Consider the following 23,106-nt stretch of genomic DNA (forward strand, 5'->3'; position numbering starts at 1 on the left):
TGAGTAGATAACACTTCTGAGGAAAGCATGGTTGTTAAGCGCTTAAGAAAAGAGGACCGCCGCGTGCAGCTGCTGGAGGTTGCGCGCGGAATCGTTCGTCAGCAAGGCACGGAAGCGCTGACTCTTGGCTACCTGGCCGAACGCGCCAACGTGACCAAGCCTATCCCCTACGATCACTTTGGCGATCGTGAAGGGCTGCTGATGGCGCTGTACCAGGATTATAGCGACCGGCAGCTGGCGAAATTCCGCGAGACGCTGGCGGTCGACAGCAAAACGCTGGAGAAGACGATCCGCTTTTTCAGCGCCGCCTATATCGACTGCGCCATTAGTGCCGGGCCGGAGACCGGCCCAATCGCCGCGGCGCTGTCCGGATCCCACGCGCTGCAGACGTTTCGTGAGGCATGCGTGGCCGAATGCGCCGACTGCCTGCGTACCGCGCTTTCCCCGTTCGTCGCGCTCAAAGGCGTTCAGGGAGAAGCGGTACTGACGGCCATCATTGGCGCGGCGGACGCGCTCAGCACCGCCGCGGGCAACGGCGTGCTCGCCCGGAACGTGGCGGAAGATACGCTCAGCGGCGCCATGACCGGCGTGCTGGAGACCTACGTGAATAGCACAAAATGATCGCTGGGGGCGGATTGACACCTAAGTTACCAATAGTAATATAGGAGTCAGTTCTCACTCATTCGAGGTCGCTATGTCTGCTACAAATGCCATTAATAACGCACTGATCGTGACGGCTCATCCTGTCGACAATTCGTTATCCCATTCGCTGGCTGACCGCATTGCCGGGAAATTACGCGAGCAAGGTACGCAGGTTGAGATTGCCGATCTGCATGCTGAAGGGTTTAATCCGGCGATGACCCGCGCCGATCTCGATTTGTATCACGGCGATCCGAGCGCTCTTCCCGACGATATTCTGCGCGAGCAGCAGCGCGTCGAGCGAGCGGATATGCTGGTGTTTGTCTTCCCCGTGTACTGGTGGTCGGTCCCCGCGCTGTTGAAAGGCTGGTTCGATCGCGTATTAACCCTGAACTGGGCGTATAAGGTAGCTGACGACGGCAGGATTGTGGGCAGCTTACGGGATGTTCCCGTCCGCCTGATCGCCACCGGCGGCAGCGATCTCACCGGATTCGACAAACACGGCTATTCGACGGCGATTCAGACGCAGATAATCGAAGGCGTGTTTGGCTTCTGCGGGTTGAAGAACGTTAAGCTCGATATCCTTTACCAGGCAGACACGGCGACGCCTGAGCAGGTTGAGGATTTTCTGCAGGGGCTCGAGAACCTTGAATAATCAAAGTCTTCTATCCTAAAAAATGTGCAACGCTTACGGCGCACCTACTTAAGTTGGTGTGTTGAAGCGCATATTTCACCTGCGCTATAACTGAACGTACTTTTTCGCCAATCGCGAAATAAAAACAAAGGTCACTACATGGTTAAGTCAGTTCAGCCAACAACCACCCTCACCACCACCGGAACCTTCGGCGGTGCGAGAGTATCTGTAGCAAACGACTGACAAACAGAACCTCACTCCCCGCCGGCCAGGACGGGGAAATCTCTCTCCGTTCACCACCCTATGAATGGAGAAAGAAAATGGTTTCATCTGACAATGCTCTCTTGATTATCGACATGCAGCAGGGCCTCTTTCGGGGCCCGGTTTCCCCTCGCTCTGCCGATGCCGTTCTGGCCAATATCCGCTTGTTAATCGCCAACGCCCGAGACGCGCAGGTACCCGTCTTTTTTGCCCGCCATATTGGACTGGACGACTCCCCCTTCTCGGAGAAGGGGCCGTTAACACAGCTGATACCCGAGTTGGACGTCCAGGAGCAGGATGGGGTTTTCACCAAGCGCTATCCCAGCTGTTTTCGGGATACCGAACTGCTGCGAGAACTTAATCAGAGAGGCATCAAACAGCTGGTCATTGCCGGGATGAAAACAGAATTTTGTGTCGACACCACCTGCCGGGCCGCACCGGAGCTGGGTTTCAGGACGGTATTGATTTCAGATGCGCATACCACAATGGATAATGCCCATTTATCCGCCAGCGATATTATCGCCCATCACAACAGCACGCTGGCAGGCCCGTTTGTGACGCTGTCGACTGCCGGCGACTGGCATTTTAATACGGTCAGTTGAGTTGGCGGGATCGTCTCTCTCTATCCCGTCGCGCCTTTCTGCGCGTCGGGAAAAGTAGAGAAAATTACAGGGTAAAACCTCCGTCCCCCACCTGCACCTGAGCGTACCATTTCATCAGCTCCGCGGTACCGGGCGCGTTCTCAGCCGGTGACCAGGAGGCAGTATCGTGCTCAGGAACGGGCTGGTAGCCGCCGTGTTTTACCTCAAAAATGACGCCGCCTTTATCCAGCGACAGCACGGCATGCCAGGTACCGGCATCCATCTCCAGAACTTTACACTCTTCGCCTAACACCACCCGCCGGGTCACGTTTCCGCTGTCGTCAAAATTCAGCACCAGAAAGCGACCGCTCAGCGCCGTCAGCAGTTCAAAGGTGTGCGGATGGCGATGGGGACGAACATAGGTGCCGGGTTCCATTGCAATGGCCAGGCGCTGCACCGGGTCGCTCAGCTCAGGATGTAAATTACGATGCGCACGTAAGCGAGGGGAATGTGCGGCCTGCTCGCTTTGCTGCTGCAGGTCACTGAAAGTAATTTGTTTCATATACACCTTTGTTAATGGGGTCAGCGGGCGACAACCCGATTGCCGCAGGACGTTATACCATCCTGAAAAGCCGATGAGCTATGGCGTTTGTGAAACAAAACGCTGCAACGTGAGGATGCGCGTGATCGCCCCCCAAAGCGCAACGTTGAGTAAAACTCACATTGATTCCCACTATTTATCGTTTTTCAAAAGCGACGGTCCTGAAATAACATCCATTCATCCCTGGGATAGATAAAAATAAATATTACCAAGCCTGTATGGAGCTCCTATGACACTCGATGTTTTATTCCATTTAATGAGTATTATCTCGCCTCATAAATATAACCCCGATGCAAATGTGCATGAGCTGATAACGTTACTGTCAGCAGAAAAGGAAAGCTCAGAGGCGTTATCGCCTTTCATCCATCGACTGCACCTTCTCTCTTTCGCCCAAAGCAATCCGGGTAACGCCGAAGAGTTGCTCTCTGCGCATTTACCCAAAGACGACGGGATCCTTCCGGTTCTGGACTTCGCGGACTGGCCCCGGGTGCGTTACGCCGCTTCAGGCGAAGTTCAAACGCCTGAATCTGAGGAGTACTTCCGTGAAATGACGTCGGCTGCCAATATGTTACGCACTGCGCTGATCGACGCAGAGCGCGTAAAGGGGACGCCTGCGCTTTATATTCTGGATAAATTGCTCAACCTGAACAGCGCATTGCCGGAGCGATATAAACAGATGGCGAATATTCCCTACGCATAAATACGTTCCATCTGCGGAATATCCTTCAATAAATATTCCGCCATTTATTAAACCCGCTTTTCATTGAAATCAAAACAGACAATATCCAAAGAGGGCACCACTGGCACATTAAGGTTAAGCCACGCCAGCAACCGTTCAATACTCTGTCCTCTGAGCGAATTTTTGGGCCAGACAAGGTAATAACCATCTCCTGTTGCTATCGCCTCCCTGAAGGGCAGCGCGAGCAGGCCGCTTTTCAGCGCGTCGAGCGTGAGGCGGAGGTCGGCCATCGCCACTCCGTGACCGTGCATGGCGGCCAGGCTTCCCTGCTCCAGGGTGTCGAACACGATTCCACGACTCACGTCGAGCCCGGGGAATAACCCGGTTCTTTTCAGCCAGCGCTTCCAGTCCCGCCTGTCCGGAGAGGGATGGATAAGATCGCACTGCGCAAGCTGTTGCCGGGCTGAATCAAGCAGCGACGTGGTACAAACCGGAATGAGCCATTCACTGAAGAGCAGCCTGCTTTCCGTTGACTCGCCGAAATAGCCATTACCGAGGAGGATCGCACAATCATAGGGCTCACGGCTGAAGTCAACGGTGTCGAAGTCCATCCAGACGCTGGAAATTTCAATTTTTGGCTTCGCGTGGTTCTCGCGAAAGGATTTAAGCACATTCAGAAGCCACCGCATCGTCAGGGTGCTGGGGGCTTTGAGGCGCAGAAGGTGGTTTTCGCTTCTGAATGCGCGACAGGCCCACTCAATATTCGAGAAACTTTCGCTGAGCTGTCCGGCCAGAATACGTCCGGCATCACTGACCTCCACTCGCGGCCCCTGGCGTTTAAAGAGCTCACAGTCGAACCACATTTCAAGCGTCCGGACATGCCTGCTGACCGCGCCCGGCGTGATATTCAGTGCTTCGGCCGCTTTGCTGAAGGAGTTCAGCCGCGCGGCGACTTCAAAAGCGCGAAGCGCATACAGTGGCGGTAAAGACATACATTCCCTTACTGTGAGGTTTAGCTATGCAGTGTTTGTATTATCGGCACTCGGTGACCTGTCGCTCAGGTCCTCAGATGAGAACGTCAGCAGCAGCTCCCTGAGCAGGGACTCAAGCTGCGCGCGCTGCGCGTCAGATAAGCTGCTCAGCAGCGCATTTTGGGTTTGTGTATGCACGATCAGCGCCTGTTCGATACGCTCATGCCCGTGCGGCGTCAGGCTTACGAGGGTGCTGCGCTTGTCATCCGGATCGGCAATTCGCCTGATAAGCCCAAGCTGTTCGAGATGGCTGAGCCGGTTTGTCATCGCCCCTGAGGTGATCAGCAGCGATTTATACAGCTGCGTGGGGGAAAGACAGTACGGCTCACCGGCTCGGCGCAGCGTGGCGAGCACGTCAAACTCGCCCTCGCGAAAACCAAACTGCGCCATCGCCTCCGCCCATTCTTTTCCCAGATGCTTCATCAGCCTGAGCATTCGGCCAAAAATTTTCATCGACGAGGCGTCCAGCTCCGGCATGGCGCGGCTCCACTGGCCGACAACGAAGTCTACGTGGTCTTGCATTTTCACCCCTGATGGCGTGCGAATTTATCCTGTTGTGCGGTACATCTTACGCAAAAACACATTTTATCTTAACGTTAAGATAAATGCTCGTAGCAATTTGCCCGGGCCATTAACAATCGAAAAGGACTCCATGTTGAAACGCACGTCGCCTTTACTCTTCGCCGTTATCGCATTTATCGTCGGGCTGAACCTGCGCCCTATTCTGGCTTCTGTCGGACCGCTGTTTTCCGTGCTGCAGCGCGAAGCGGGACTGACCGCCACGCAATTCAGCCTGCTGACTACCCTACCGGTCGCGATGATGGGGCTGGCCGCCCTGTGTGGGCCCTGGCTTTTAGCCAGAGTCGGCGCCGTACGAGGAATTATGCTCGGGCTCTTCATCCTGCTTGTGGCCTGCTTATTACGCGGTTTTAGCGCCTCACCGGAGAGTCTTATGGGCACCGCGTTACTGGGCGGGGCCAGCATCGGCACGATCCAGGCGTTAATGCCTGCCCTGATAAAAAAGGAATATACGCAAACGGCCAGTACGGTGATGTCGCTCTTCAGCACGGGCATCATGGCCGGTGCGGCAGTCGCCGCCGCCAGCGCCGAGCCGTTGTTCTCATGGCTCGCGCTCAAGCCCACGCTGGCTATGGCCGGGCTGTTAGCGCTGCTGGCGCTGATACTGTGGTTAACGCTGGTTAAGCAGCCTCAAGGGGAAAAAACAGCACACGAAAACGTGACGCTCTCGTCCTCCCGGACAGTACTACTGGCGATCTTTTTCGGCGTGGGAACGGGAGCCTACACGCTGGTACTGACCTGGTTGCCCCCGCTCTATATTCAGGCGGGATGGTCCGCACGCAGCGGCGGCTACATGCTGGCCTGGCTGACGTTAACCGAGGTTGTCGCCGGGTTTGCCGTCTCCGCGCTGATCGGTAAATTCCCCGACCGCCGCGTGCCGCTGATCGCCGTATTGCTGTTGCTGCTGGCAGGATTACTGTGTCTGGTCTTTGCGCCGGGTACGACGCCGGTGTTATCCACGCTGCTGCTTGGCACCGGGATCGGCGCCCTCTTCCCGCTGTCGCTCATCGTCACGTTCGATCATGCGCGAACGCCCTCGCAGGCCGGGAAGTTGCTGTCTAAAGTTCAGGGAGGCGGATACACGATCGCCGCGCTTATGCCGTTAATTGCAGGGATCGTTCGCGATAGTTCGGTCTCGCTGACCAGCGCATGGCTGATCATGAGTGCGGGAGTCGTGCTGCTGATCGTCATCGCGCTGAATTTTAAACCCGTCGTGGACGTGCAGGCACGGTGAACGCGATACCAGATTTGAGAGTCGTATTTCCGCCGATCGTAAGATAAATTCAGGGTGAATTTCACCTCATTCAGGAGTGGATATCTCGCAGACGTTACCGGAAATTGATGTCTTGTTCGTCGCCGGGTTCGGGCCCATTTCGCGGGATACGATTACGCCGTGGCTGCGGGGGTAAAGGGGGGTTGCTTTGGGCGGATTTGTGAAGGTGCCTTTTCTGCTTTGCATTGACGGATTCGCCTGGAGCCTGGCTTATCAAAGCCAGGCTCCAGGCTTTACGATATTCAACGAGGTCGTATCGTTAACCCGCTTTTAGCATTCGCCGAAGTTCATGGTCCATATATTCATCTACAGCACTGGCGTCAATTCCACCCGCTTGGTACCATACATGGAGTTCTTTAATCGCCAGAGTGCCAAACCTTGCCCAGCCGATGAGGTTCGTTCTCAGGAGGAACTGAATCATGTCTCCTCCTGAGCGAAGTGCCGCGTCGCCAGCATCCATCAAACACAAGGTTCCATGCGCAACCAGCAACATTCGTCTGAGTTCTGGGTTATTCGCAGAAGGAATACATTCCCCCCATGCCTTCTTATGGTAGCAACGTTGTTTAACCGTCCAGGTGATCCGCACAAGCAATTCGGTAATCAGGACAGGGATAGCCATCGCTAATCCATGCCGTAGGTCGTATCCTTTCTCAAAAACCTGGACGGCAATGGTCGCGAAAGACTGACGATGCTGACCAAATTCACCCACGTTAATAAACTGAAGTAAGGAAAAGAATGGAATTGGGATACCAGAGCCTCTCCCTTCAGCACCAGAAGAGCCCGCCATATCAGAGAAAAGATGGCCCAGCCAGTTTACGAAGCCACTGAATACCTTAGAAACAAAGTTATTCCCTTTAAGCTCAAAAGTTTCGGTATCTACGGAAACCAGTTTTCCGTCTGCCACAAAATGTGCCGTGCTGGTAAATTGATCAAGGATAGAGAAAAATAAACCGACCAGGTCCGGGGAGTGGGCAAGACTTTTAATATGGTGATTCTTCGTATTCATCCTGAAGAGACCGTCAACATCGCCGCCATGCCGATGGTCATAATTGACCTTAAATTTTCTCTCCAGAAAGCCGATAGCGCTTTTTGTAGGATCGCTCCCTTCTGAACCGCCTTTCCATCCAAATGCTGAGGCGAATTTCTCGACTGCTCCGTCCACCGCATTATCTGCAAGCCTGGTCAGTTTTCCTTCACCTGGTGCGCCTACCAGAAAAATATCGATAAGCCCGCCAATAACGCCACAGGTGCCGGCGATCATGTAATCATATTTATCGCAGCGGGCGGTCTTTAAAGTAAAGTCTTCCTGAATGCGTTTCTCCAGAGCAATTCTCTGAGTTGGGGACATCAGGGCGCTAAACGGATCGACCTTTAAATCGATATTGTGCTTATGAGCATAGTCCGATACGGACTGGGAATAAGTTTCCCAGTCCGTATCGCTCGTGAACGCTATTGTTTCAATCATCGACAGTTTACTGATACTGGACGATGGCGGGATCAAACCGGATTCAAGGTAATCGCTGAATTCACTGGAAACCGTTGTATGGATGTTCTCATCAAAGGTGATACCTGCGTGTTCCAGGACGCCCTCCATAGCGAGAATCATTTCATCTAAAGCAGCATCTGTATCAGTTTGCAAAGCGTTAAGGGCGTCCAGAGCGGCATCAAGGTCACTCAATTGACCCTCGCTTTGTTCAAGCTGGTGCTTCTGCACCAGCAAGGCCGATACCTGAGTATCCGGTTTTTTCATTATGAGAACAATCCAGTCAGTTTGCCTTTAATAACGTCCCCCGCTCTGAAATAACCGATGCCTTCAAAGATGGCGGCAAGTTTTTCTAATTGCTGAGTGGATGTGTTTTCTTTAATCTTACGTTTTTTCACTTCAACGCTCTTACCATCATGTTGCTCTTCAACAATGCATTCTTCATAGTATGAAAGAACGATATCATGGAATTGTTTTTTGACAGGTTCTCTGGTCAGCGAACTAAGTTTAGCCTCATCAAGGTAGACAGGGCACTTAAGTTTGAGTGCACTGTTTTGCATTTTATTCGATTTCTTATTCAATTCATCCGCCGCGCCGGTCAATGCATTCATCATCTTCTGGAGCTTTTGAATTTTTTCACCTTGCCGATTATGCGCATCCAGAGCGTCGTTAAACTTACCAGAAATATAATTGAGATCATTAATTAGCGCGGACAATGTGGATTGTGTCTGCTTGATGACTTCATTAAGCATAAGCTCCCGGCGCTTGGATTTATCCAGTTCATTAGCACCCGTAAGATGACGAATCCCTTTATAGGCACCCACACCTATTAACACCGCAACACCAATACCCGTTGCCATACTTGAAAAGCCCAGCACGCCGCCAAGTCCAAGCGTTGCGAGGCCAGACGTGATGCCCGCAGCGGACATACCGATGACAGAGCCAGAAAGATAGACAGCAGCGAGCGGCACACCTACCGCACCGGCTTTTGCCGTAAGTTCTTTCATGCTGCGTTTCAGCGCATCATCGGAAAAATCTTCTCGTAACATCTTAAAGTCTTGCTGAATAGCCATCACCGCAAGTTCTATTTCTTCGTCAGTTACGCCAAGCAGGGGTTGCACCTGCTGAAGAAATGGAAAGTTTTTATATTCACCATCATTAACACTCATGAAAATGCTAATCAGGTCTTTAACAAGAGAGATTTTTATTGACTTGTTATGGCCAGGCACGCATTCCCGGTCAACAATCGCTATTAACTCTTCGACCGACATTAGACTGGATTCTGCACCGATGTAACTACGCAGCGTAAATCGGGATTCGGTCGTTAACTCAAGTCGAGTCATCAACAAGAGAATTTCGGCAAACTCTTTTTTATCAACCTGACCGTCATCGGAGAACGCCATGTTAACAATGATTTTGACGTAAGCCACTTTAAGAGCTTCTGACATTTCAGCAAGGGTGATGAGCTGATCTTCTTCTTTGAACTCATCAAAGTCACTGATGGTATGCTCAAGAATGTCGCTCAGCCTCTTATAGTTGCACTCCATCAAACTTTTGAGTGGTTTTACTTCGCCATTTTTTAGTTTGAGGGAGACAAATTCTGTTCGCTTTTCCTTGCCTTTATCATTTACTGTGACATCTTCTATATATTCTACGGTTTCAATATTGTTGTAGTAGACGTCATAAGGACTTTCAAACGCTTCTTTTATAACCAGTTTTTCGCCGGTAAAAACGATGCCATCTTTTGCACTACCAAATACCGTATTGTCATAAATGGCCAGCACAGCATTCAGGTTATCAGAGACATTGAATGCTTTAGCGACGTTATTCAGTTTTTTTTCAGGGATACCTGGAGCAACAAAAACGTTCTTACTTACTGAAGGTAAATTTTCCTTAAGGAAGGAATTGACGTTATTCACAACTTTCTCCTTATTCGTTGCAACGGATCGACGAATAATCGACCCCGGATTTTTACAAATTGTGATTATATCCACCTGGAGTGTCACATTTTGTCATTAGCTCATAGGTATATGAGTAAAAATACAAAGAGGAGTATGCCATCCGCACAAGTAAATCATTCACGAAATAGTCAAAGGTATACGGTGCTGTTCTGCCGTTTGAGTGGCATAAACTGATAACATGTTTTAACTCAATAGCTTAAACGAAAGCTGATGTCATCATCACGATGATGCAATGTGCTGCATTTGCGCATTCTACGGGCGTATTTAAGTAACATATTGAACATGGAGGGAACAGAGATGCTGGTTAATTCCATTCACCAAAACTCTCACCTCCCCAAAACTTCCACAATCGCCCCCTCCATTTTCTCTGGGGTGGTCATCGGAGCAAAACGCTTCAGTGGTTTGCCGTCGCGGCCAATCAGAAACTTAGTAAAGTTCCACTTGATCCGCTCCCCCAGCACGCCGGGCAATTCGTTTTTCAGGTAACGAAACAGCGGGTGCGCCACATTGCCGTTGACCTCAACCTTCTCAAACATCGGGAAGCTCACGCCGTAGTTGATGTAACAGGTCTTCGAGATTTCGTCGGCGCCGCCGGGTTCCTGTTTACCGAACTGGTTGCAGGGGAAGCCCAGCACCACTAATCCTCGATCGGCGTATTGCTTGTATAGCGCTTCAAGGCCAGCATATTGCGGCGTGAAGCCGCACTGGCTGGCGGTATTGACGACCAAAACCACCTTTCCCGCATAGTCGGCCATTGAGATAAGGCGGCCATCCAGGCGGGTGGCGGAAATTTGATAAAAGCGAGTCATACTGAAATCCCTCAAGGCAGGCCGAAAAGTCACGGTGACCATCAACAGGGCCGCCGCCGTTTAGAAAGTTTACATTCAGGCAGGCTATTTGTGATACATTCCTGGCGCGTCAATGACCACCACACTCGCTATCAGGTATGCAGAACATAACAAAAAAAACTCGCTGGCTTCTGCTTACTCTCCCACTCCTCAGCGGTTGTGGCACGCTCTCGCAAATGTCCTCCCCGGAAGGTACTCAGGAACTTCTCACCCATGATTCGCTGGATGGCGACGTGGACAGCGTGGTGCGTCACTATATGGCGCAAAAATCCGTTCCCGGGATGACGGTCGCGGTGATCCATAATCACGGCTCGCCGCAGTTTTACACCTGGGGCGTAACCGATGCGGTCAATCGTTATCCGGTCAGGCCCGACACCCTGTTTGCGCTCGGCTCGCTCAGCAAAGGGATCACGGCGGAAGTGGTGGCGTGCCTGGTGAATGAAGGGCAACTGAACTGGAACGATAGCCTGGCAACATTGCTTCCGCCGGCTACGCCGCTTAGCGCGGATGCACAAAAAATCACCCTGCTTGAACTGGTAACACACACCTCCGGCCTGCCGCGTCAGAATATGGATGTTCCTATGCTTGGGAAATTCATCGGCTATTTAAGCACGGGCGAAAATTTCTACGGCGAGCTGGATAGCGATAACGTGCTGCGTTACCTCGCCGACTGGCGGGCGCCAGAGAATAAAGTGCCGCAATACTCCAATACCGGCTACGCCCTGATCGGCTATATCCTGAAGCACAAAACCGGCGAAGATATCCAGAGTTTAGCCTCGCGCTATATTTTCCGTCCGCTGCAAATGTCTAACAGCAGCTTTATACCCCTGCAGCTCAAAGGCTACCCGCAGCGGGCGCTCGGCCACGCGGGCGATCAGCCGAAATTCATCCCGCGCGGACAGCTCACGCCGGACTGGCATTTTTCCAACAACATGGTGGCGGCAGCGAGCTTATACAGTAACGCCGAAGATCTGGCGAACTATGCCCGCTATCACGTATCGACGACGCATAATCCCTTGCTGGACAGCGTCTTTGCCGAAGTGAGAAACACCGATATTCAACGTCCCGACGGAGTACAGGGTATTGCCTGGACCACCGACTTTATCGGTCTGGAAAAAATAACCTATCAGGTCGGCTATATCGGCGGCTACTCCAGCTTTATCGGTTATGACAAAGAAAAAGGCAATGCGGTGGTGGTGCTGCAAAATACCTTTAACTGGAGTAATTACATTGGCATCGCGCTGTTGATGGATATGGCGAAAAAAGACGGTCAGAGCCCTACACCGCCGACTTCGGCCTTAAATTCTCATCAAACGTCAGTCGTTTCCGGTCAGGCTCAGCCTCGCGCAGCGGCTCCACCTGGTGCATAGTGAGCTTGCAGCGTTCCACCAAAACCTGATACTCCCGCGTGCCCTGCCGTTTCCACGCCAGCTCCTGCTCGCTGAGTTCACGAATCGCTTTGGCCGGGCTGCCGATAATCAAATGGTTGGCGGGCATCTCCGCTTTCGCCTTCACGAACGCCGCCGCGCCGACGATGCTGTTTTCACCGATGACCGCGCCGTCCATCACCACCGCGTTCATGCCCACCAGCGCATTGCGGCGGATCACGCAGCCGTGCAGAATGGCGCTGTGGCCGATATGCCCGTCCTCTTCCACCACCGTGTCCTGCTCCGGGAAGCCATGCATCACGCAGTTATCCTGAATGTTGGCACCGTCTTTCACCACGATGCGGCCAAAATCACCGCGCAGGCTGGCGTTAGGACCGACGTAAACGCCTTTACCCAGAATCACGTCCCCGATCAGCACCGCCGTCGGATGAACGTAGCTCTCGTCAGGCACGACCGGCGTCAGACCGTCAATTTGATAAACTGGCATCTTCGCTCCTTATGCGCTTGTAAGACCACCAAAGCGTTGATAGTAAAGCGTGCCGGGCACGGGCAGTTCGCCCACGGAGGTTTCGCCCTTCTCGCTGACAAACGCCAGCGCCCCCGGCGCGACACGCTGATAGATATTAATGCAGAGCTGTCGGGCGCTTTGCCCCGCCCAGTGCGCGGGCAGCAACTCTTCCGGCAGCAGCGGATCTTTCAGCACCACGCGACGATAAAAATGAATCAGCAGCAGTTGGATCTGGAAACAGCGTTCCGGCGTCAATTCCTCCGGCGTGGCCTCTTTCAGCAGCGGCAGCAGCGGCCGGAACGAGTTGATAAAGGACTCGTACATCGCGTTTTGCTCGGTTAACTGCCAGCACTCCTCCACCCGCGAACGCAGCGCGGCGCGGGAGAGCGCCAGCGGCGAGTGGGCTTCAAAGAAAATCACGTTTTCCGCCACGCCGGCATCGTGAAGCAGAGACTGCACGTCCGCCAGATGCTGCGACGGCGAGGCCATCAGGCTCGGCGCCAGCGTGCCAAACCCCTGCCAGATCAGCTGTTTTTTGACGTCTGCAAGGGTGTTTTTGTCCAGCCCCTCGGAGAGCAGCAGCAGCCATTTGCCGTCCCAGGCGGGCAGTTCCGCACGGTAGATCTTATTTTCCGCGCGACGCGTCAGGCGTAGCCCCTTATCGCTCAGGCGGTAAAAGCTGCGACGTCCGATGCGGGAAACGTCCAGCCAGCCCTCTTTGTTAAGGCGAAACAGCGCGGTACGCACGAAGCGCTCGCCAAACCCCATCCCTTCCAGTAAGGCGGCCAGGCTGCCGAGCCAAATCTCACCGCCGCGATGGGAAAGCGCGTCACCGTATAGCGAGGAGATAAGCGAGGTCCCGCTGACGGGAACGGAGCTGACCGCGTGCTGGATAAAGGCGTCGAGTTTCATGTGATTCATTCTGTTGTAATTTTTGTCCTGGATGAATCATAGCATAGGATTATGGGGTGTACCCTCACCCTAACCCTCTCCCTTTGGGAGAGGTCCGGGGTGAGGGAAAACTTAGCCGTTGGCCGCCGCTTTACGCAAGTCAAACACCCGGCAGGCTTTCCCCTCCGAGCGCGGGATGCTGCCGCAGTTAACAATCATTACGTCAGTGGAGATTCCCACCATTGACTTAATGCGGTGGCGCAACTGGTGGCACACCTGGCAACGCTGCTCGTGGGTCAGCGTGAGGCTACTCTCTTTCAGCTCCACCTTCACGGAAAGTGAATCAAGATGCCCGCGACGGTTCACCTCCAGCTGGTAGTGTGGAGAAAGGTGCTCGAACTTCACGATCTCCTCCTCCAGCTGCGACGGGAAGACGTTGACGCCGCGGATGATCAGCATATCGTCACTGCGGCCGCTGATCCGGTCCATGCGGCGCATGGTGCGGGCAGTACCCGGCAGCAAACGGGTCAGGTCGCGGGTGCGGTAACGGATCACCGGCAGCGCCTCTTTGGTCAGCGTGGTGAACAGCAGTTCGCCCTGCTGGCCGTCATCCAGCGGCGAGCCGTCGTTCGGGTTGACGATCTCCGGGTAGAAGTGGTCTTCCCAGATGGTCGGGCCGTCGACGGTTTCGATACACTCCATCGCCACGCCCGGGCCCATCACCTCGGAGAGACCATAAATGTCCAGCGCCGTAATCCCTAAGCGTTTTTCAATTTCGCGCCGCATTGCCTGCGTCCACGGCTCGGCGCCGAAGACGCCCACGCGCAGGGAACAGCCGCTGGCATCGCCGCCCATCTGGCGCTCCAGCTCCTCAATCAGGTTGAGGCAGTAGGACGGCGTCACCATGATCATGTCCGGCTGGAAATCACGGATCAGCTGCGCCTGTTTCTCCGTCTGGCCGCCGGACATCGGGATCACCGTCGCGCCTAAACGCTCGGCGCCATAGTGCGCGCCCAGTCCGCCGGTAAACAGGCCGTAGCCATACGCCACGTGAATTTTGTCCTGCGCGCTGCCGCCCGCAGCGCGCAGGGAGCGGGCCACCAGATTGGCCCAGTTGTCGATGTCGCCCTGCGTGTAGCCGACAACGGTCGGTTTGCCGGTGGTGCCGGATGACGCATGAATACGCACCACCTGCTCCATCGGCACGGCAAAGGTATCGAACGGATAGTTATCCCTCAGGTCCTGCTTGGTGGTGCACGGGAATTTGCGGATATCCGCCAGCTCGTTGAAATCGTCAGGGTGAACGCCCGCGGCGTCAAACTTGCGTTTGTACATCGGCACGTTGTTATAGGCGTGATGCAGCGTCCATTTCAGACGCGCGGTCTGCAGCGCCTGTAACTCATCAAGGGAGGCCGTTTCAATCGGATCAAGCTTTGTTGTATTTGTCATTGTAGGGTACTCGCATTGTTTTTATGCTCAAACACGCTCAAGGATCATGGCAATGCCCTGACCCACACCGATGCACATCGTACACAGCGCGTAGCGCCCGCCGCGTCGGTGCAGTTCATTGCTCGCGGCAAGCGCCAGCCTGGCGCCGCTCATGCCCAGCGGGTGGCCCAGCGCGATCGCGCCACCGTTAGGGTTGACGTGCGCGGCATCATCCGGCAGGCCCAGCTGACGCAGCACGCCCAGCGCCTGCGAGGCGAAAGCTTCGTTAAGCTCGACAACGTCCATATCGTTAATGCTGAGTCCGGCGCGCTCCAGCACCTTGCGGGTCGCCGGGACCGGGCCAAGCCCCATCAGACGTGGCTCCACGCCTGCCGTCGCCATCGCCACGATCCGCGTGCGCGGAACTAACCCCTGCGCCTGCGCCATCTTCTCGCTGGCGACGATCAGCGCCGCAGCGCCGTCATTGACGCCGGAGGCATTCCCCGCCGTGACCACCCCGTTCTTACGAAACGGCGTTTTTAGCCCGGCGAGCTGCTCGAGCGTGGTGTCCGCGCGCGGATGTTCATCCACGCTGAACTCTGTGACCGCCCCTTTTTTGCCCGGCACCGGTACCGGCACAATCTCCTGCGCCAGAATGCCGTTCTGCTGCGCCTGAGCGGTACGCTGCTGGCTGCGCAGCGCGAACGCGTCCTGATCGGCACGGCTGATATTTAACAATTCAGCTACATTCTCTGCCGTTTCCGGCATGCTGTCAGTTCCGAATTGCTGATGCATGAGCGGATTCACAAATCGCCAGCCGATGGTGGTATCAAAGATCTCCGCCTGACGCTGAAACGCGGCGGTGGCTTTGCCCATCACAAACGGCGCGCGCGACATCGACTCCACGCCGCCCGCGATCATCAGCTCGCCATCGCCCGCCTTAATGGCGCGCGCCGCAAAACCAATCGCGTCCAGCCCCGAGCCGCACAGGCGGTTAAGGGTGGTTCCGGACACCGTCTGCGGCAGCCCGGCGAGCAGGGACGACATGCGCGCTACGTTGCGGTTATCTTCCCCCGCCTGGTTGGCGCAGCCGAAAATCACGTCGTCGATCCGCTCGAGGTCGAGCTGGGGATAGCGGGCCAGCAGCGCGCGCAGCGGCACGGCACCGAGATCGTCGGTTCGGACTGCGGAAAGCGCGCCGCCGTAGCGTCCCACCGGGGTTCGAACACCATCACAAATAAATGCGTCACGCATCTGCCTCTCCTGTCACGCTGCCGCCGATGCGGTGAGATTTCCCGCGAAAAAGGGCGACGGTTTTCTGTTGTTGATTCTGGATTTCAATGTCGTACACGCCGGTCAGCTTGCCCTGGTGCATCACCCGCGCGGTGGCGGTGAGCGTGTCCCCGGCAAAGCCCGGACGCAGAAAATCAATCGAGCAGCCTGAGGCTACCGCCGCCAGCCCCTGGCTGTTGCAGGCGTAGGCAAAGGCGGTGTCTGCCAGCGAAAAAAGCTGTCCGCCATGGCAGGTTTGGTGGCCGTTCAGCATCTGCGCGGTGATGGTCATGGACACCACCGCGTAGCCCTCGTCCATCTCGACAATGTCCATCCCCATCGCCTGCGCGCAGGCGTCCCGTTCGTACATCGCGCGGGCGTTATGCCAGGCGTTATGACTCATAGCTACTCTCCAGAAGCGCGCGCTGGCGCAGCAGTGAACAGGGGCGATAGCGCTCTTCGCCGTAATGGCGCTGCAGGTTCTCCAGCAGCGTCAGCAGGCGCTGCCAGCCCAGGCGCTCGCCCCAGGCGATCGGCCCGCTCGGGTAGTTAACGCCCAGGCGCATGGCGGTATCGATGTCCTTCTCGCTGGCGACCCCTTTTTGCAGGGCATCCAGCGCTTCGTTGGCAATCATGGCCAGCGTCCTCCAGACCAGCAGGCCGGGATAATCGGCAATTTGCACTACCCGATGCCCCTGCTGCTGCAGGTAGCGGATGGCCTTTTGCGTCGCGGTGTGCGGGTTGCTGGCGGCGGCTGCAATGATCGCCACGTCACGCTCAATGCGGTCCACCACCACCACCGGGCCGTTGAGCCGCAGCGCCAGCGCCTGAGCGGTTTCGCCCTGCGTTTCAATCAGGTACACATCATCAATTTCGGTGACACCGTCACGTATTCTTTCCACGCGCATCGGGCTGTAGCTGTCTTTCACCGACTCAACCCACTGCACGTCAGGTTTGTCACCCTGCCAGTCGTAGACGCCCTTCCCGCTCTTTTTGCCCAGCCTTCCCGCCAGCACCAGCTCCTGCTGCACCAGCGAAGGCAGAAAACGACGCTCCTGCCAGAAGGCGTTAAATACCGAGCAGGTCACCGCGAAATTCACGTCCTGACCAATCATGTCGGTCAGCTCCAGCGGCCCCATCGGGAAACCGCCGCCGTCGCGCAGCGCGGCGTCGATGACTTCCGGCGGGGCGACCTGCTCTTCCAGCGCGCGCCAGGCTTCGGAATAAAACGGACGCGCGACGCGGTTGACGATAAATCCCGGCGTTGACTGGCAGCGAACGGGCTGTTTGCCCCAGTTCAGCGCCAGCTCGCACAGCGCGTCTGCCACTTCCGGAGAGGTCGCCAGCCCGCTGACCACCTCCACCAGCTTCATCACCGGCGCCGGGTTGAAGAAATGCAGCCCTGCGACGCGCTCTGGGTGGTGGACGTCGGCGGCAATCGCCGTGACGGAGATGGAAGAGGTGTTGCTGGTCAGCACCGTCTGCGGCGGACAGATCTCTGCCAGCTGTGCAAACAGCGCCTTCTTCACCTCCAGACGCTCAGAGGCCGCTTCTATGACCAGATCGGCCGCGGCGAGCGCCTCGATATCGGTGACCGGAACCAGCCGACCGAGGATCTGGCTCCCGGCATCGGCGGAGAGTTTTCCGCGCGTCACCCGGGAGGCCAGACGCTGGCGGATCCCGTCGATGGCGCGCGATATCGCATCGCTGGAGATATCGTAGATCAGCACCTGATGACCATGGCTGGCGGCGACTTCGGCAATGCCGGCGCCCATCGTGCCGCTGCCGATCACGGCGACAGTCCGTATGTTCAGCATCTTATTTCCCCGTAAAGTTCGGCGCGCGCTTCGTCAGGAAGGCGCTGACGCCCTCGCGGTAATCGTCGCTGCGCCCGGCCAGGCGCTGGTAGTCGCGTTCCAGATCGAGTTGGGCGTCCAGGGTGTTGGTTTCCGCGGCATTGATTGCCTGCTTGATCAGCCCCAGCCCGAAGGTCGGTTGAGACGCAAAGTGCAGCGCCATCTGCTGCGCCGTGGTGGAGAGCTGGTCGTCATCCACCACCTGCCAGATCATCCCCCAGGCCTGCGCCTGTTCGGCGCTGAGCTTATCGCCGAGCAGCGCCAGCCCCATGGCGCGGGCGCGTCCGGCCACGCGCGGCAGCAGCCAGGTGCCGCCGCAGTCCGGCACCAGGCCGAGCTTGCTGAAGGCCATCACGAAGTTGGCGGAACGGGCGGCAATGACCATGTCGCAGCCGAGCGCCAGCGTGGCCCCCGCGCCGGCCGCTACGCCGTTAACCGCGCAAATCACCGGCTTCGGCAGTTTTGCCAGGCGGCGCACCAGCGGGTTATAGAAGGTTTCAACGGACATCCCCAGATCCGGCGCCGGGCCGTTGGGGTCGACGTTGCGGTCGTTCAGATCCTGACCGGCGCAAAATCCGCGTCCTGCCCCGGTGATCAGCAGGCAGCGGATAGTGTCATCGCGCTCGGCCTGTTTCAGGCACTCGGCAAGCTGCTGGTGCATCACGTCGTTAAAGCTGTTCAGACGCTCCGGACGGTTCAGCGTAATGGTCATTACGCCCTGCTCAACATGACTGAGAATAAATTCCACAATTAGCGTCCTTTAAAGTCGGGGGTGCGTTTTTGTAAGAAGGCGTCGATGCCCTCCCGGCGATCCTCTGTGGCAGACAGCAGCGTAAACAGCTGGCGCTCATGCGCGAGTCCGGCGTGGAGCGGCACCTCCTGAGACTGGCGCAGCGCCTGTTTCGCCGCCTGCAGCGCCAGCGAAGAGTGGCGCGCCATCAGCGCCGCCTGCTTCAGGGCATACTCCAGCGTCAGCGATGCCGGGAAAACGTCGCTCACCAGCCCGGCGCTCAGCGCCTGCTGCGCGGAAATACTCTCGCCGGTCAGCACCATTTTGCTGGCCAGCGATTTCCCGACGCTGCGGATAAGGCGCTGGGTGCCGCCCGCGCCGGGCATAATGCCCAGCGTGATTTCCGGCAGGCCAAAGCGGGCGTTGTCACCGGCAATCACCACGTCGCACAGCAGCGCCAGCTCGCAGCCTGCGCCCAGCGCGAAGCCGTTCACGGCGGCAATCAGCGGTTTAGGAAAAGCGTTAATCCGCGCCCACAGCCGCGGGCGAATATCGTTCATGGTGGCGGGCAGGTCTTTCTCCGCCATTTCACTGAGATCGGCCCCGGCGGCAAAGCAGCGCTCGCTGCCGTAAATCACGCAGACGGCGATGTCGGCATCCACGGCGGCGGCCTCAAGCTGCTCGGCAATCTGGGTTAACAGCGCGTTATTGAGGGCGTTGCGCGCCGCCGGACGGTTCAGCGTCAGCTGCAGCACGCGGCCATGACGGGTAACAATCAGTTCGCTCATGCCATCCCCTTCGCGTCGAAGTCGACGATCACGTCGGCGGTTAACGGCAGCGACTGGCAGCTCAGCACGTATCCGGCGGCCAGCTCGTCCGGCTCCAGGCTGTAGTTAGTCGCCATGTCCACCTTCCCGCGCAGCACTTTGCATTTACAGGTGGCGCAGACGCCGCCCTTGCAGGCATACGGAAGATCCGCCCCCTGACGCAGGGCGGCATCCAGAATGCTTTCGTCGTCCGCCGTCAGAGTGATTTCACGGTCGCGCCCGTCCTGACGCACGGTCACTTTTTGTCCTTCCGCCTGGACGTGCACCGCGCGTTTAGCGGTGGTCCCCGGGGTGTTAAAGCGCTCAAGGTGAATGGATTTGTCCGGCATCCCCAGCGCCTTCAGCGTCGCTTCGGCGTCGTCCATCATCGCCGACGGGCCGCAGATAAACGCCTCATCGTACTGGCGGAAGTTGATCAGGGTTTTCGCCAGCGCCTGCAGCTTTTCTCCGTCGATGCGGCCATATAGCAGGTCGCTGTCCAGCCGCTCCTGGCTGAAGATGGAGACAAGCTGCAGCCGCTGCGGGTATTTGTCCTTCAGGTCCGCCAGCGCCTGGCGGAACATCATGCTCTGGCTGCTGCGGTTGCCGTAAATTAGGGTGAAATGGCTGTTGGGTTCGGTCGCAAGCGTCGCGGAGATAATCGCCAGCATCGGGGTGATCCCGGAGCCTGCCGCAATCGCCAGATAGTGCCCCTCGCGCTCTGCCCGCGGCTGGTAGCCAAACTGCCCCTGAGGAACCATCACCTCCAGCGCCATACCCGCTTTGATCTCATCCCGCGCATAGCGGGAAAAGCGCCCTCCGTCGATGGCTTTGACCGCCACGCTGATTTCGCCCGGGGCGATACTCCGGCAGATGGAGTAGCAGCGGCGCAGCTCGTCCCCGTCGAGCTTCGTTTTTAACGTCAGGTGCTGGCCGGGGCGGAAGCGGTAGGCGTCCTGCAAATCGTTTGGCACGGCGAAGGTAATCGTCACCGCGTCGCGGGTTTCGGGTTCCACTTTTGCCACTGTTAATGAATGAAACGTTGTCATGGCAGCCTCAAATACATTTGAAATAGTCGAAGGGCTCGCGGCAGGTGTTGCAGCGGTAGAGCGCTTTGCAGGCCGTCGAACCAAATTCACTGATAAGCGCGGTGTCGGTGCTGGCGCAGCGCGGGCAGCTCACCTCCACAGGCGCGTGCGCGTGGCAGCTATGCCCCACGGGCGGGCTGATGCCGTACGCCCGCAGGCGCTCGCGCGCGTCGGCGGTCATCCAGTCGGTGGTCCAGGCGGGTTCAAGCTGGAGCACAATGTGCACCGGGGTGAAGCCGTGGGCTGTCATCGCGTCGCGGATCGCCCCCAGCAGGTGTTCCGTTGCCGGGCAGCCCGAGTAGGTTGGCGTGAAGCCAATGACCCAACCTTCCCCCTGCGCCTTCACGCTGCGCACCATGCCTAAATCGGTGATGGTTAATACCGGCACTTCCGGGTCCGGGATCTGGCTTAGCAGCGACCAGATCTGCGGGATTTGCGCGGGCGCGATGTCGACGAGGCGTTGCATAGCGTTCTCCTTTACCACTGCTGACCGGGATACGCGCGCTGGAGATACTGCATTTCCGCCAGCATCGGGCCCAGATGTTCGGTATGTAGCCCCTGCTTGCCCCCGGTGCGGTACGCCACCTCTGCGGGCACCTGCAGGCAGGCTTCGTTCAGACCGGCATACACTTCGCTTTCCCAAGGCTGGCGCAGGAGGCGCGGGTCAACCGCCACGCCGGCGTCAATCAGGGCCAGCTCGACGTCATCAGCTTCAAACAGCTCCGCCGTAAAACGCCACAGGCTATCGATAGCCTGCTGCATTTTTTGCGCGGACGTTTCGGTCCCGTCGCCCAGACGCACCAGCCAGCCGCGGCTGAAGCGCAGGTGGTAGCGCGCCTCTTTAATCGCTTTGGCGGCGATGGCGGCAAGCTGGCCGTCGCTGCTTTGGGTCAGCCGTTCGTACAGCGCCACGTTCCAGGCATCCATCAGGTACTGGCGGGCAATGGTGTCGGCGAAGCTGCCGTTCGGCTGCTCCACCAGCAGGACGTTGCGGAACTGGCGCTCGTCGCGGCCAAACGCCAGCGTGTCTTCATCGCCCTGGCCTTCCCGCTCCGCAGCATAGGTCAGGAAATTGCGCGCCTGGCCCAGCAGGTCGAGACCGATATTGGCGAGCGCGAGGTCAATTTCCAGCTCCGGCGCGTGGCCGCACCAGGCGCCGAGGCGCTGGGAGAGCACCAGACCGTTGTCGCCCAGACGCAGGGCATAGGCAGTCACTGAATTCATTCGTTGCCTCACATATGCTCGATGCCGTCGGGGATGGTGTAGAACGTCGGATGACGGTAAACCTTGCTCTCCGCCGGGTCGAAGAACTCACCGCTCTCTTCCGGCTGGGAGGCGACAATCTCGCTCGCCTTAACCACCCAGATAGAACACCCTTCGCTGCGTCGGGTGTAGGCGTCGCGCGCATTTTCCAGCGCCATGCGATCGTCGGCGGCATGCAGACTGCCCACGTGACGGTGGGATAACCCCTGTTTGCTGCGTACGAACACTTCGTAGAGCGGCCAGTAGACATTGCTCATCGTGATTCCTCTTAAGCCACTTTGCGGGCGTGTTGTTTTTCCGCGTGCGCCAGTGCGGCTTCGCGCACCCACGCCCCCTCTTCCCAGGCTTTACGTTTGGCGGCCAGGCGCTCGTGGTTGCAGATGCCGCGCCCGCTAATGACCTCGTCAAACTCATGCCAGTCGATCTCGCCGAAGCGATAATGACCGCTTTCTTCATCAAATCGCAGGTCGGGATCCGGCACCGTCATGCCCAGCATCTCCACCTGTGGCACCGTGTTGTCAACAAAGCGCTGGCGAAGTTCGTCATTGCCGAAGCGTTTGATTTTCCACGCCAGGCTCCGGGCGCTGTTCGGCGAGTTATCGTCGTTCGGCCCGAACATCATCAGCGCCGGCCACCAGAAGCGGTTGATGGCGTCCTGCAGCATCTGACGCTGGGCCTCACTGCCCTGCGCCAGCGCCATGCAGGCCTCAAAGCCCTGACGCTGGTGAAAGCTCTCTTCTTTACAGATTTTCACCATCGCGCGGGCATACGGACCGTAGGAGGTCCGGCACAGCGCCACCTGGTTGACGATAGCGGCGCCGTCCACCAGCCAGCCAATCACGCCGATATCGGCCCAGCTCAGGGTCGGATAGTTGAAGATGGAGGAGTATTTCATCCTGCCGTCGAGCATCTTCTGGTAGATGTCCTCCCGCGCGCAGCCCAGCGTTTCCGCCGCGCTGTAGAGGTAAAGCCCATGTCCGGCTTCGTCCTGCACCTTCGCCAGCAGGATCGCTTTTCGGCGCAGCGTCGGCGCGCGGGCGATCCAGTTCCCCTCCGGCAGCATGCCGACAATTTCGGAGTGCGCATGCTGACCAATCTGACGGATCAACGTCTTACGGTAGGCGTCAGGCATCCAGTCCTGAGGCTCAATCGCCGTCTCCTGCGCTATGTGCTGCTCAAACCGTTGTTCTTGCGTCACGTCATCACCTTTATGATTCGTTAGTTTGCAAATTAAGGCGTAATGTTGAATCACTTTGTTTTTTTAAAAGTTACACACAGGTTAAATATAACCCCAAGAATTGTTTCC

25 protein-coding genes are annotated in these 23,106 nt (G+C 57.0%); 6 read left to right on the forward strand and 19 right to left on the reverse strand.

All coding sequences use genetic code 11. The annotated features are described in order from the left end of the window. The first annotated feature begins 27 nt into the window (after positions 1-27). From NUX24_RS05960 to NUX24_RS05970, 3 genes are all read left to right on the forward strand, one after another. Complete coding sequence (locus NUX24_RS05960; RefSeq protein WP_023335591.1) at positions 28-621, forward strand: TetR/AcrR family transcriptional regulator; 594 nt, start codon at positions 28-30, stop codon at positions 619-621. Positions 622-694: 73 nt separating this feature from the next. Next, positions 695-1,294, forward strand: coding sequence for an NAD(P)H-dependent oxidoreductase (locus NUX24_RS05965; RefSeq protein WP_257830235.1), 600 nt, complete (start codon positions 695-697; stop codon positions 1,292-1,294). 299 nt (positions 1,295-1,593) lie between these two features. Next, entirely contained in the window at positions 1,594-2,136 is a 543-nt protein-coding gene (locus NUX24_RS05970; protein WP_047651202.1) for a cysteine hydrolase family protein, read from the forward strand. Between the two features lie 64 nt (positions 2,137-2,200). Here NUX24_RS05970 and NUX24_RS05975 read toward each other — a convergent pair whose 3' ends face one another. Beyond that, positions 2,201-2,677 carry a WbuC family cupin fold metalloprotein gene (locus NUX24_RS05975; RefSeq protein WP_257830236.1) on the reverse strand — a complete coding sequence of 159 codons (477 nt, stop codon included), beginning with the start codon at positions 2,675-2,677 and terminating at the stop codon, positions 2,201-2,203. Between the two features lie 268 nt (positions 2,678-2,945). Between NUX24_RS05975 and NUX24_RS05980 the strand changes: the two genes are divergently transcribed. Continuing rightward, positions 2,946-3,416: a hypothetical protein gene (locus tag NUX24_RS05980; RefSeq protein ID WP_257830237.1), complete on the forward strand. Its 471-nt coding sequence runs from the start codon at positions 2,946-2,948 to the stop codon at positions 3,414-3,416. Positions 3,417-3,463: 47 nt separating this feature from the next. Here NUX24_RS05980 and NUX24_RS05985 read toward each other — a convergent pair whose 3' ends face one another. Both NUX24_RS05985 and NUX24_RS05990 read right to left on the reverse strand, forming a co-directional pair. Then, positions 3,464-4,387, reverse strand: coding sequence for a LysR substrate-binding domain-containing protein (locus NUX24_RS05985; RefSeq protein WP_257830238.1), 924 nt, complete (start codon positions 4,385-4,387; stop codon positions 3,464-3,466). A gap of 24 nt (positions 4,388-4,411) precedes the next feature. After that, positions 4,412-4,948, reverse strand: coding sequence for a MarR family winged helix-turn-helix transcriptional regulator (locus tag NUX24_RS05990; RefSeq protein ID WP_257830239.1), 537 nt, complete (start codon positions 4,946-4,948; stop codon positions 4,412-4,414). 130 nt (positions 4,949-5,078) lie between these two features. Here NUX24_RS05990 and NUX24_RS05995 point away from each other — a divergent pair, with 130 nt between their 5' ends. Continuing rightward, a complete protein-coding gene (locus tag NUX24_RS05995; protein WP_257830240.1) occupies positions 5,079-6,239 on the forward strand; it encodes an MFS transporter in 1,161 nt (386 codons plus the stop codon). 298 nt (positions 6,240-6,537) lie between these two features. On the opposite strand, the gene NUX24_RS06000 is transcribed toward NUX24_RS05995, so the two are convergent. The 3 genes from NUX24_RS06000 to NUX24_RS06010 form a co-directional block, all read right to left on the reverse strand. Continuing rightward, complete coding sequence (locus NUX24_RS06000) at positions 6,538-8,028, reverse strand: hypothetical protein (protein WP_257830241.1); 1,491 nt, start codon at positions 8,026-8,028, stop codon at positions 6,538-6,540. After that, positions 8,028-9,680 (reverse strand): hypothetical protein, encoded by a 1,653-nt coding sequence (locus NUX24_RS06005; RefSeq protein ID WP_193804410.1) that lies wholly within the window; start codon positions 9,678-9,680, stop codon positions 8,028-8,030. The genes NUX24_RS06000 and NUX24_RS06005 overlap by 1 nt, the downstream gene beginning before the upstream one ends. 368 nt (positions 9,681-10,048) lie before the next feature. Beyond that, positions 10,049-10,531, reverse strand: coding sequence for a glutathione peroxidase (locus NUX24_RS06010; RefSeq protein ID WP_257830242.1), 483 nt, complete (start codon positions 10,529-10,531; stop codon positions 10,049-10,051). A 137-nt stretch (positions 10,532-10,668) separates the two neighbouring features. Here NUX24_RS06010 and NUX24_RS06015 point away from each other — a divergent pair, with 137 nt between their 5' ends. Further along, on the forward strand, positions 10,669-11,940 hold the full coding sequence (locus NUX24_RS06015; protein WP_257830243.1) for a serine hydrolase: 1,272 nt from the start codon (positions 10,669-10,671) through the stop codon (positions 11,938-11,940). On the opposite strand, the gene paaY is transcribed toward NUX24_RS06015, so the two are convergent. The 13 genes from paaY to paaA form a co-directional block, all read right to left on the reverse strand. Next, on the reverse strand, positions 11,849-12,445 hold the full coding sequence (gene paaY, locus NUX24_RS06020; protein ID WP_106105952.1) for a phenylacetic acid degradation protein PaaY: 597 nt from the start codon (positions 12,443-12,445) through the stop codon (positions 11,849-11,851). The genes NUX24_RS06015 and paaY overlap by 92 nt on opposite strands. A 9-nt stretch (positions 12,446-12,454) precedes the next feature. Further along, the gene (gene paaX, locus NUX24_RS06025) at positions 12,455-13,387 is read right to left on the reverse strand and encodes a phenylacetic acid degradation operon negative regulatory protein PaaX (protein ID WP_047651386.1); all 933 of its coding nucleotides are present in this window, start codon (positions 13,385-13,387) and stop codon (positions 12,455-12,457) included. A 102-nt stretch (positions 13,388-13,489) separates the two neighbouring features. Beyond that, the gene (paaK, locus tag NUX24_RS06030) at positions 13,490-14,806 is read right to left on the reverse strand and encodes a phenylacetate--CoA ligase PaaK (protein ID WP_257830244.1); all 1,317 of its coding nucleotides are present in this window, start codon (positions 14,804-14,806) and stop codon (positions 13,490-13,492) included. Between the two features lie 27 nt (positions 14,807-14,833). Then, positions 14,834-16,039 carry a 3-oxoadipyl-CoA thiolase gene (pcaF, locus tag NUX24_RS06035; protein ID WP_257830245.1) on the reverse strand — a complete coding sequence of 402 codons (1,206 nt, stop codon included), beginning with the start codon at positions 16,037-16,039 and terminating at the stop codon, positions 14,834-14,836. Continuing rightward, positions 16,032-16,460, reverse strand: coding sequence for a hydroxyphenylacetyl-CoA thioesterase PaaI (paaI, locus tag NUX24_RS06040; RefSeq protein WP_126328441.1), 429 nt, complete (start codon positions 16,458-16,460; stop codon positions 16,032-16,034). Before paaI ends, pcaF begins: the two co-directional genes overlap by 8 nt. Further along, positions 16,450-17,874, reverse strand: coding sequence for a 3-hydroxyacyl-CoA dehydrogenase PaaH (gene paaH / locus NUX24_RS06045; protein ID WP_257830246.1), 1,425 nt, complete (start codon positions 17,872-17,874; stop codon positions 16,450-16,452). Before paaH ends, paaI begins: the two co-directional genes overlap by 11 nt. 1 nt (position 17,875) lies before the next feature. After that, positions 17,876-18,664 (reverse strand): 2-(1,2-epoxy-1,2-dihydrophenyl)acetyl-CoA isomerase PaaG, encoded by a 789-nt coding sequence (gene paaG, locus NUX24_RS06050; protein ID WP_257830504.1) that lies wholly within the window; start codon positions 18,662-18,664, stop codon positions 17,876-17,878. After that, on the reverse strand, positions 18,664-19,431 hold the full coding sequence (gene paaF, locus NUX24_RS06055) for a 2,3-dehydroadipyl-CoA hydratase PaaF (protein WP_257830247.1): 768 nt from the start codon (positions 19,429-19,431) through the stop codon (positions 18,664-18,666). Before paaF ends, paaG begins: the two co-directional genes overlap by 1 nt. Then, positions 19,428-20,498: a 1,2-phenylacetyl-CoA epoxidase subunit PaaE gene (gene paaE, locus NUX24_RS06060; protein WP_126328438.1), complete on the reverse strand. Its 1,071-nt coding sequence runs from the start codon at positions 20,496-20,498 to the stop codon at positions 19,428-19,430. Before paaE ends, paaF begins: the two co-directional genes overlap by 4 nt. Positions 20,499-20,505: 7 nt before the next feature. Continuing rightward, the gene (gene paaD / locus NUX24_RS06065; protein ID WP_257830248.1) at positions 20,506-21,003 is read right to left on the reverse strand and encodes a 1,2-phenylacetyl-CoA epoxidase subunit PaaD; all 498 of its coding nucleotides are present in this window, start codon (positions 21,001-21,003) and stop codon (positions 20,506-20,508) included. Between the two features lie 11 nt (positions 21,004-21,014). Further along, on the reverse strand, positions 21,015-21,761 hold the full coding sequence (gene paaC, locus NUX24_RS06070) for a 1,2-phenylacetyl-CoA epoxidase subunit PaaC (RefSeq protein ID WP_257830249.1): 747 nt from the start codon (positions 21,759-21,761) through the stop codon (positions 21,015-21,017). An 8-nt stretch (positions 21,762-21,769) separates the two neighbouring features. Continuing rightward, entirely contained in the window at positions 21,770-22,057 is a 288-nt protein-coding gene (gene paaB / locus NUX24_RS06075; RefSeq protein ID WP_003857353.1) for a 1,2-phenylacetyl-CoA epoxidase subunit PaaB, read from the reverse strand. Positions 22,058-22,068: 11 nt separating this feature from the next. Continuing rightward, complete coding sequence (gene paaA, locus NUX24_RS06080; protein WP_257830250.1) at positions 22,069-22,998, reverse strand: 1,2-phenylacetyl-CoA epoxidase subunit PaaA; 930 nt, start codon at positions 22,996-22,998, stop codon at positions 22,069-22,071. Positions 22,999-23,106 lie beyond the last annotated feature (108 nt).

The sequence above is a fragment of the Enterobacter sp. HG048 genome, from assembly GCF_024702055.1.
Classification (GTDB): Bacteria; Pseudomonadota; Gammaproteobacteria; order Enterobacterales; family Enterobacteriaceae; genus Enterobacter; species Enterobacter dykesii.

Coding starts and splice junctions, on each gene's coding strand:
- NUX24_RS05960 (WP_023335591.1), top strand. CDS start 28: ATGGTTGTTAAGCGCTTAAGAAAAGAGGACCGCCGCGTGCAGCTGCTG.
- NUX24_RS05965 (WP_257830235.1), top strand. CDS start 695: ATGTCTGCTACAAATGCCATTAATAACGCACTGATCGTGACGGCTCAT.
- NUX24_RS05970 (WP_047651202.1), top strand. CDS start 1,594: ATGGTTTCATCTGACAATGCTCTCTTGATTATCGACATGCAGCAGGGC.
- NUX24_RS05975 (WP_257830236.1), bottom strand. CDS start 2,677: ATGAAACAAATTACTTTCAGTGACCTGCAGCAGCAAAGCGAGCAGGCC.
- NUX24_RS05980 (WP_257830237.1), top strand. CDS start 2,946: ATGACACTCGATGTTTTATTCCATTTAATGAGTATTATCTCGCCTCAT.
- NUX24_RS05985 (WP_257830238.1), bottom strand. CDS start 4,387: ATGTCTTTACCGCCACTGTATGCGCTTCGCGCTTTTGAAGTCGCCGCG.
- NUX24_RS05990 (WP_257830239.1), bottom strand. CDS start 4,948: ATGCAAGACCACGTAGACTTCGTTGTCGGCCAGTGGAGCCGCGCCATG.
- NUX24_RS05995 (WP_257830240.1), top strand. CDS start 5,079: ATGTTGAAACGCACGTCGCCTTTACTCTTCGCCGTTATCGCATTTATC.
- NUX24_RS06000 (WP_257830241.1), bottom strand. CDS start 8,028: ATGAAAAAACCGGATACTCAGGTATCGGCCTTGCTGGTGCAGAAGCAC.
- NUX24_RS06010 (WP_257830242.1), bottom strand. CDS start 10,531: ATGACTCGCTTTTATCAAATTTCCGCCACCCGCCTGGATGGCCGCCTT.
- NUX24_RS06015 (WP_257830243.1), top strand. CDS start 10,669: ATGCAGAACATAACAAAAAAAACTCGCTGGCTTCTGCTTACTCTCCCA.
- paaY (WP_106105952.1), bottom strand. CDS start 12,445: ATGCCAGTTTATCAAATTGACGGTCTGACGCCGGTCGTGCCTGACGAG.
- paaX (WP_047651386.1), bottom strand. CDS start 13,387: ATGAATCACATGAAACTCGACGCCTTTATCCAGCACGCGGTCAGCTCC.
- paaK (WP_257830244.1), bottom strand. CDS start 14,806: ATGACAAATACAACAAAGCTTGATCCGATTGAAACGGCCTCCCTTGAT.
- pcaF (WP_257830245.1), bottom strand. CDS start 16,039: ATGCGTGACGCATTTATTTGTGATGGTGTTCGAACCCCGGTGGGACGC.
- paaI (WP_126328441.1), bottom strand. CDS start 16,460: ATGAGTCATAACGCCTGGCATAACGCCCGCGCGATGTACGAACGGGAC.
- paaH (WP_257830246.1), bottom strand. CDS start 17,874: ATGCTGAACATACGGACTGTCGCCGTGATCGGCAGCGGCACGATGGGC.
- paaF (WP_257830247.1), bottom strand. CDS start 19,431: ATGAGCGAACTGATTGTTACCCGTCATGGCCGCGTGCTGCAGCTGACG.
- paaE (WP_126328438.1), bottom strand. CDS start 20,498: ATGACAACGTTTCATTCATTAACAGTGGCAAAAGTGGAACCCGAAACC.
- paaD (WP_257830248.1), bottom strand. CDS start 21,003: ATGCAACGCCTCGTCGACATCGCGCCCGCGCAAATCCCGCAGATCTGG.
- paaC (WP_257830249.1), bottom strand. CDS start 21,761: ATGAATTCAGTGACTGCCTATGCCCTGCGTCTGGGCGACAACGGTCTG.
- paaB (WP_003857353.1), bottom strand. CDS start 22,057: ATGAGCAATGTCTACTGGCCGCTCTACGAAGTGTTCGTACGCAGCAAA.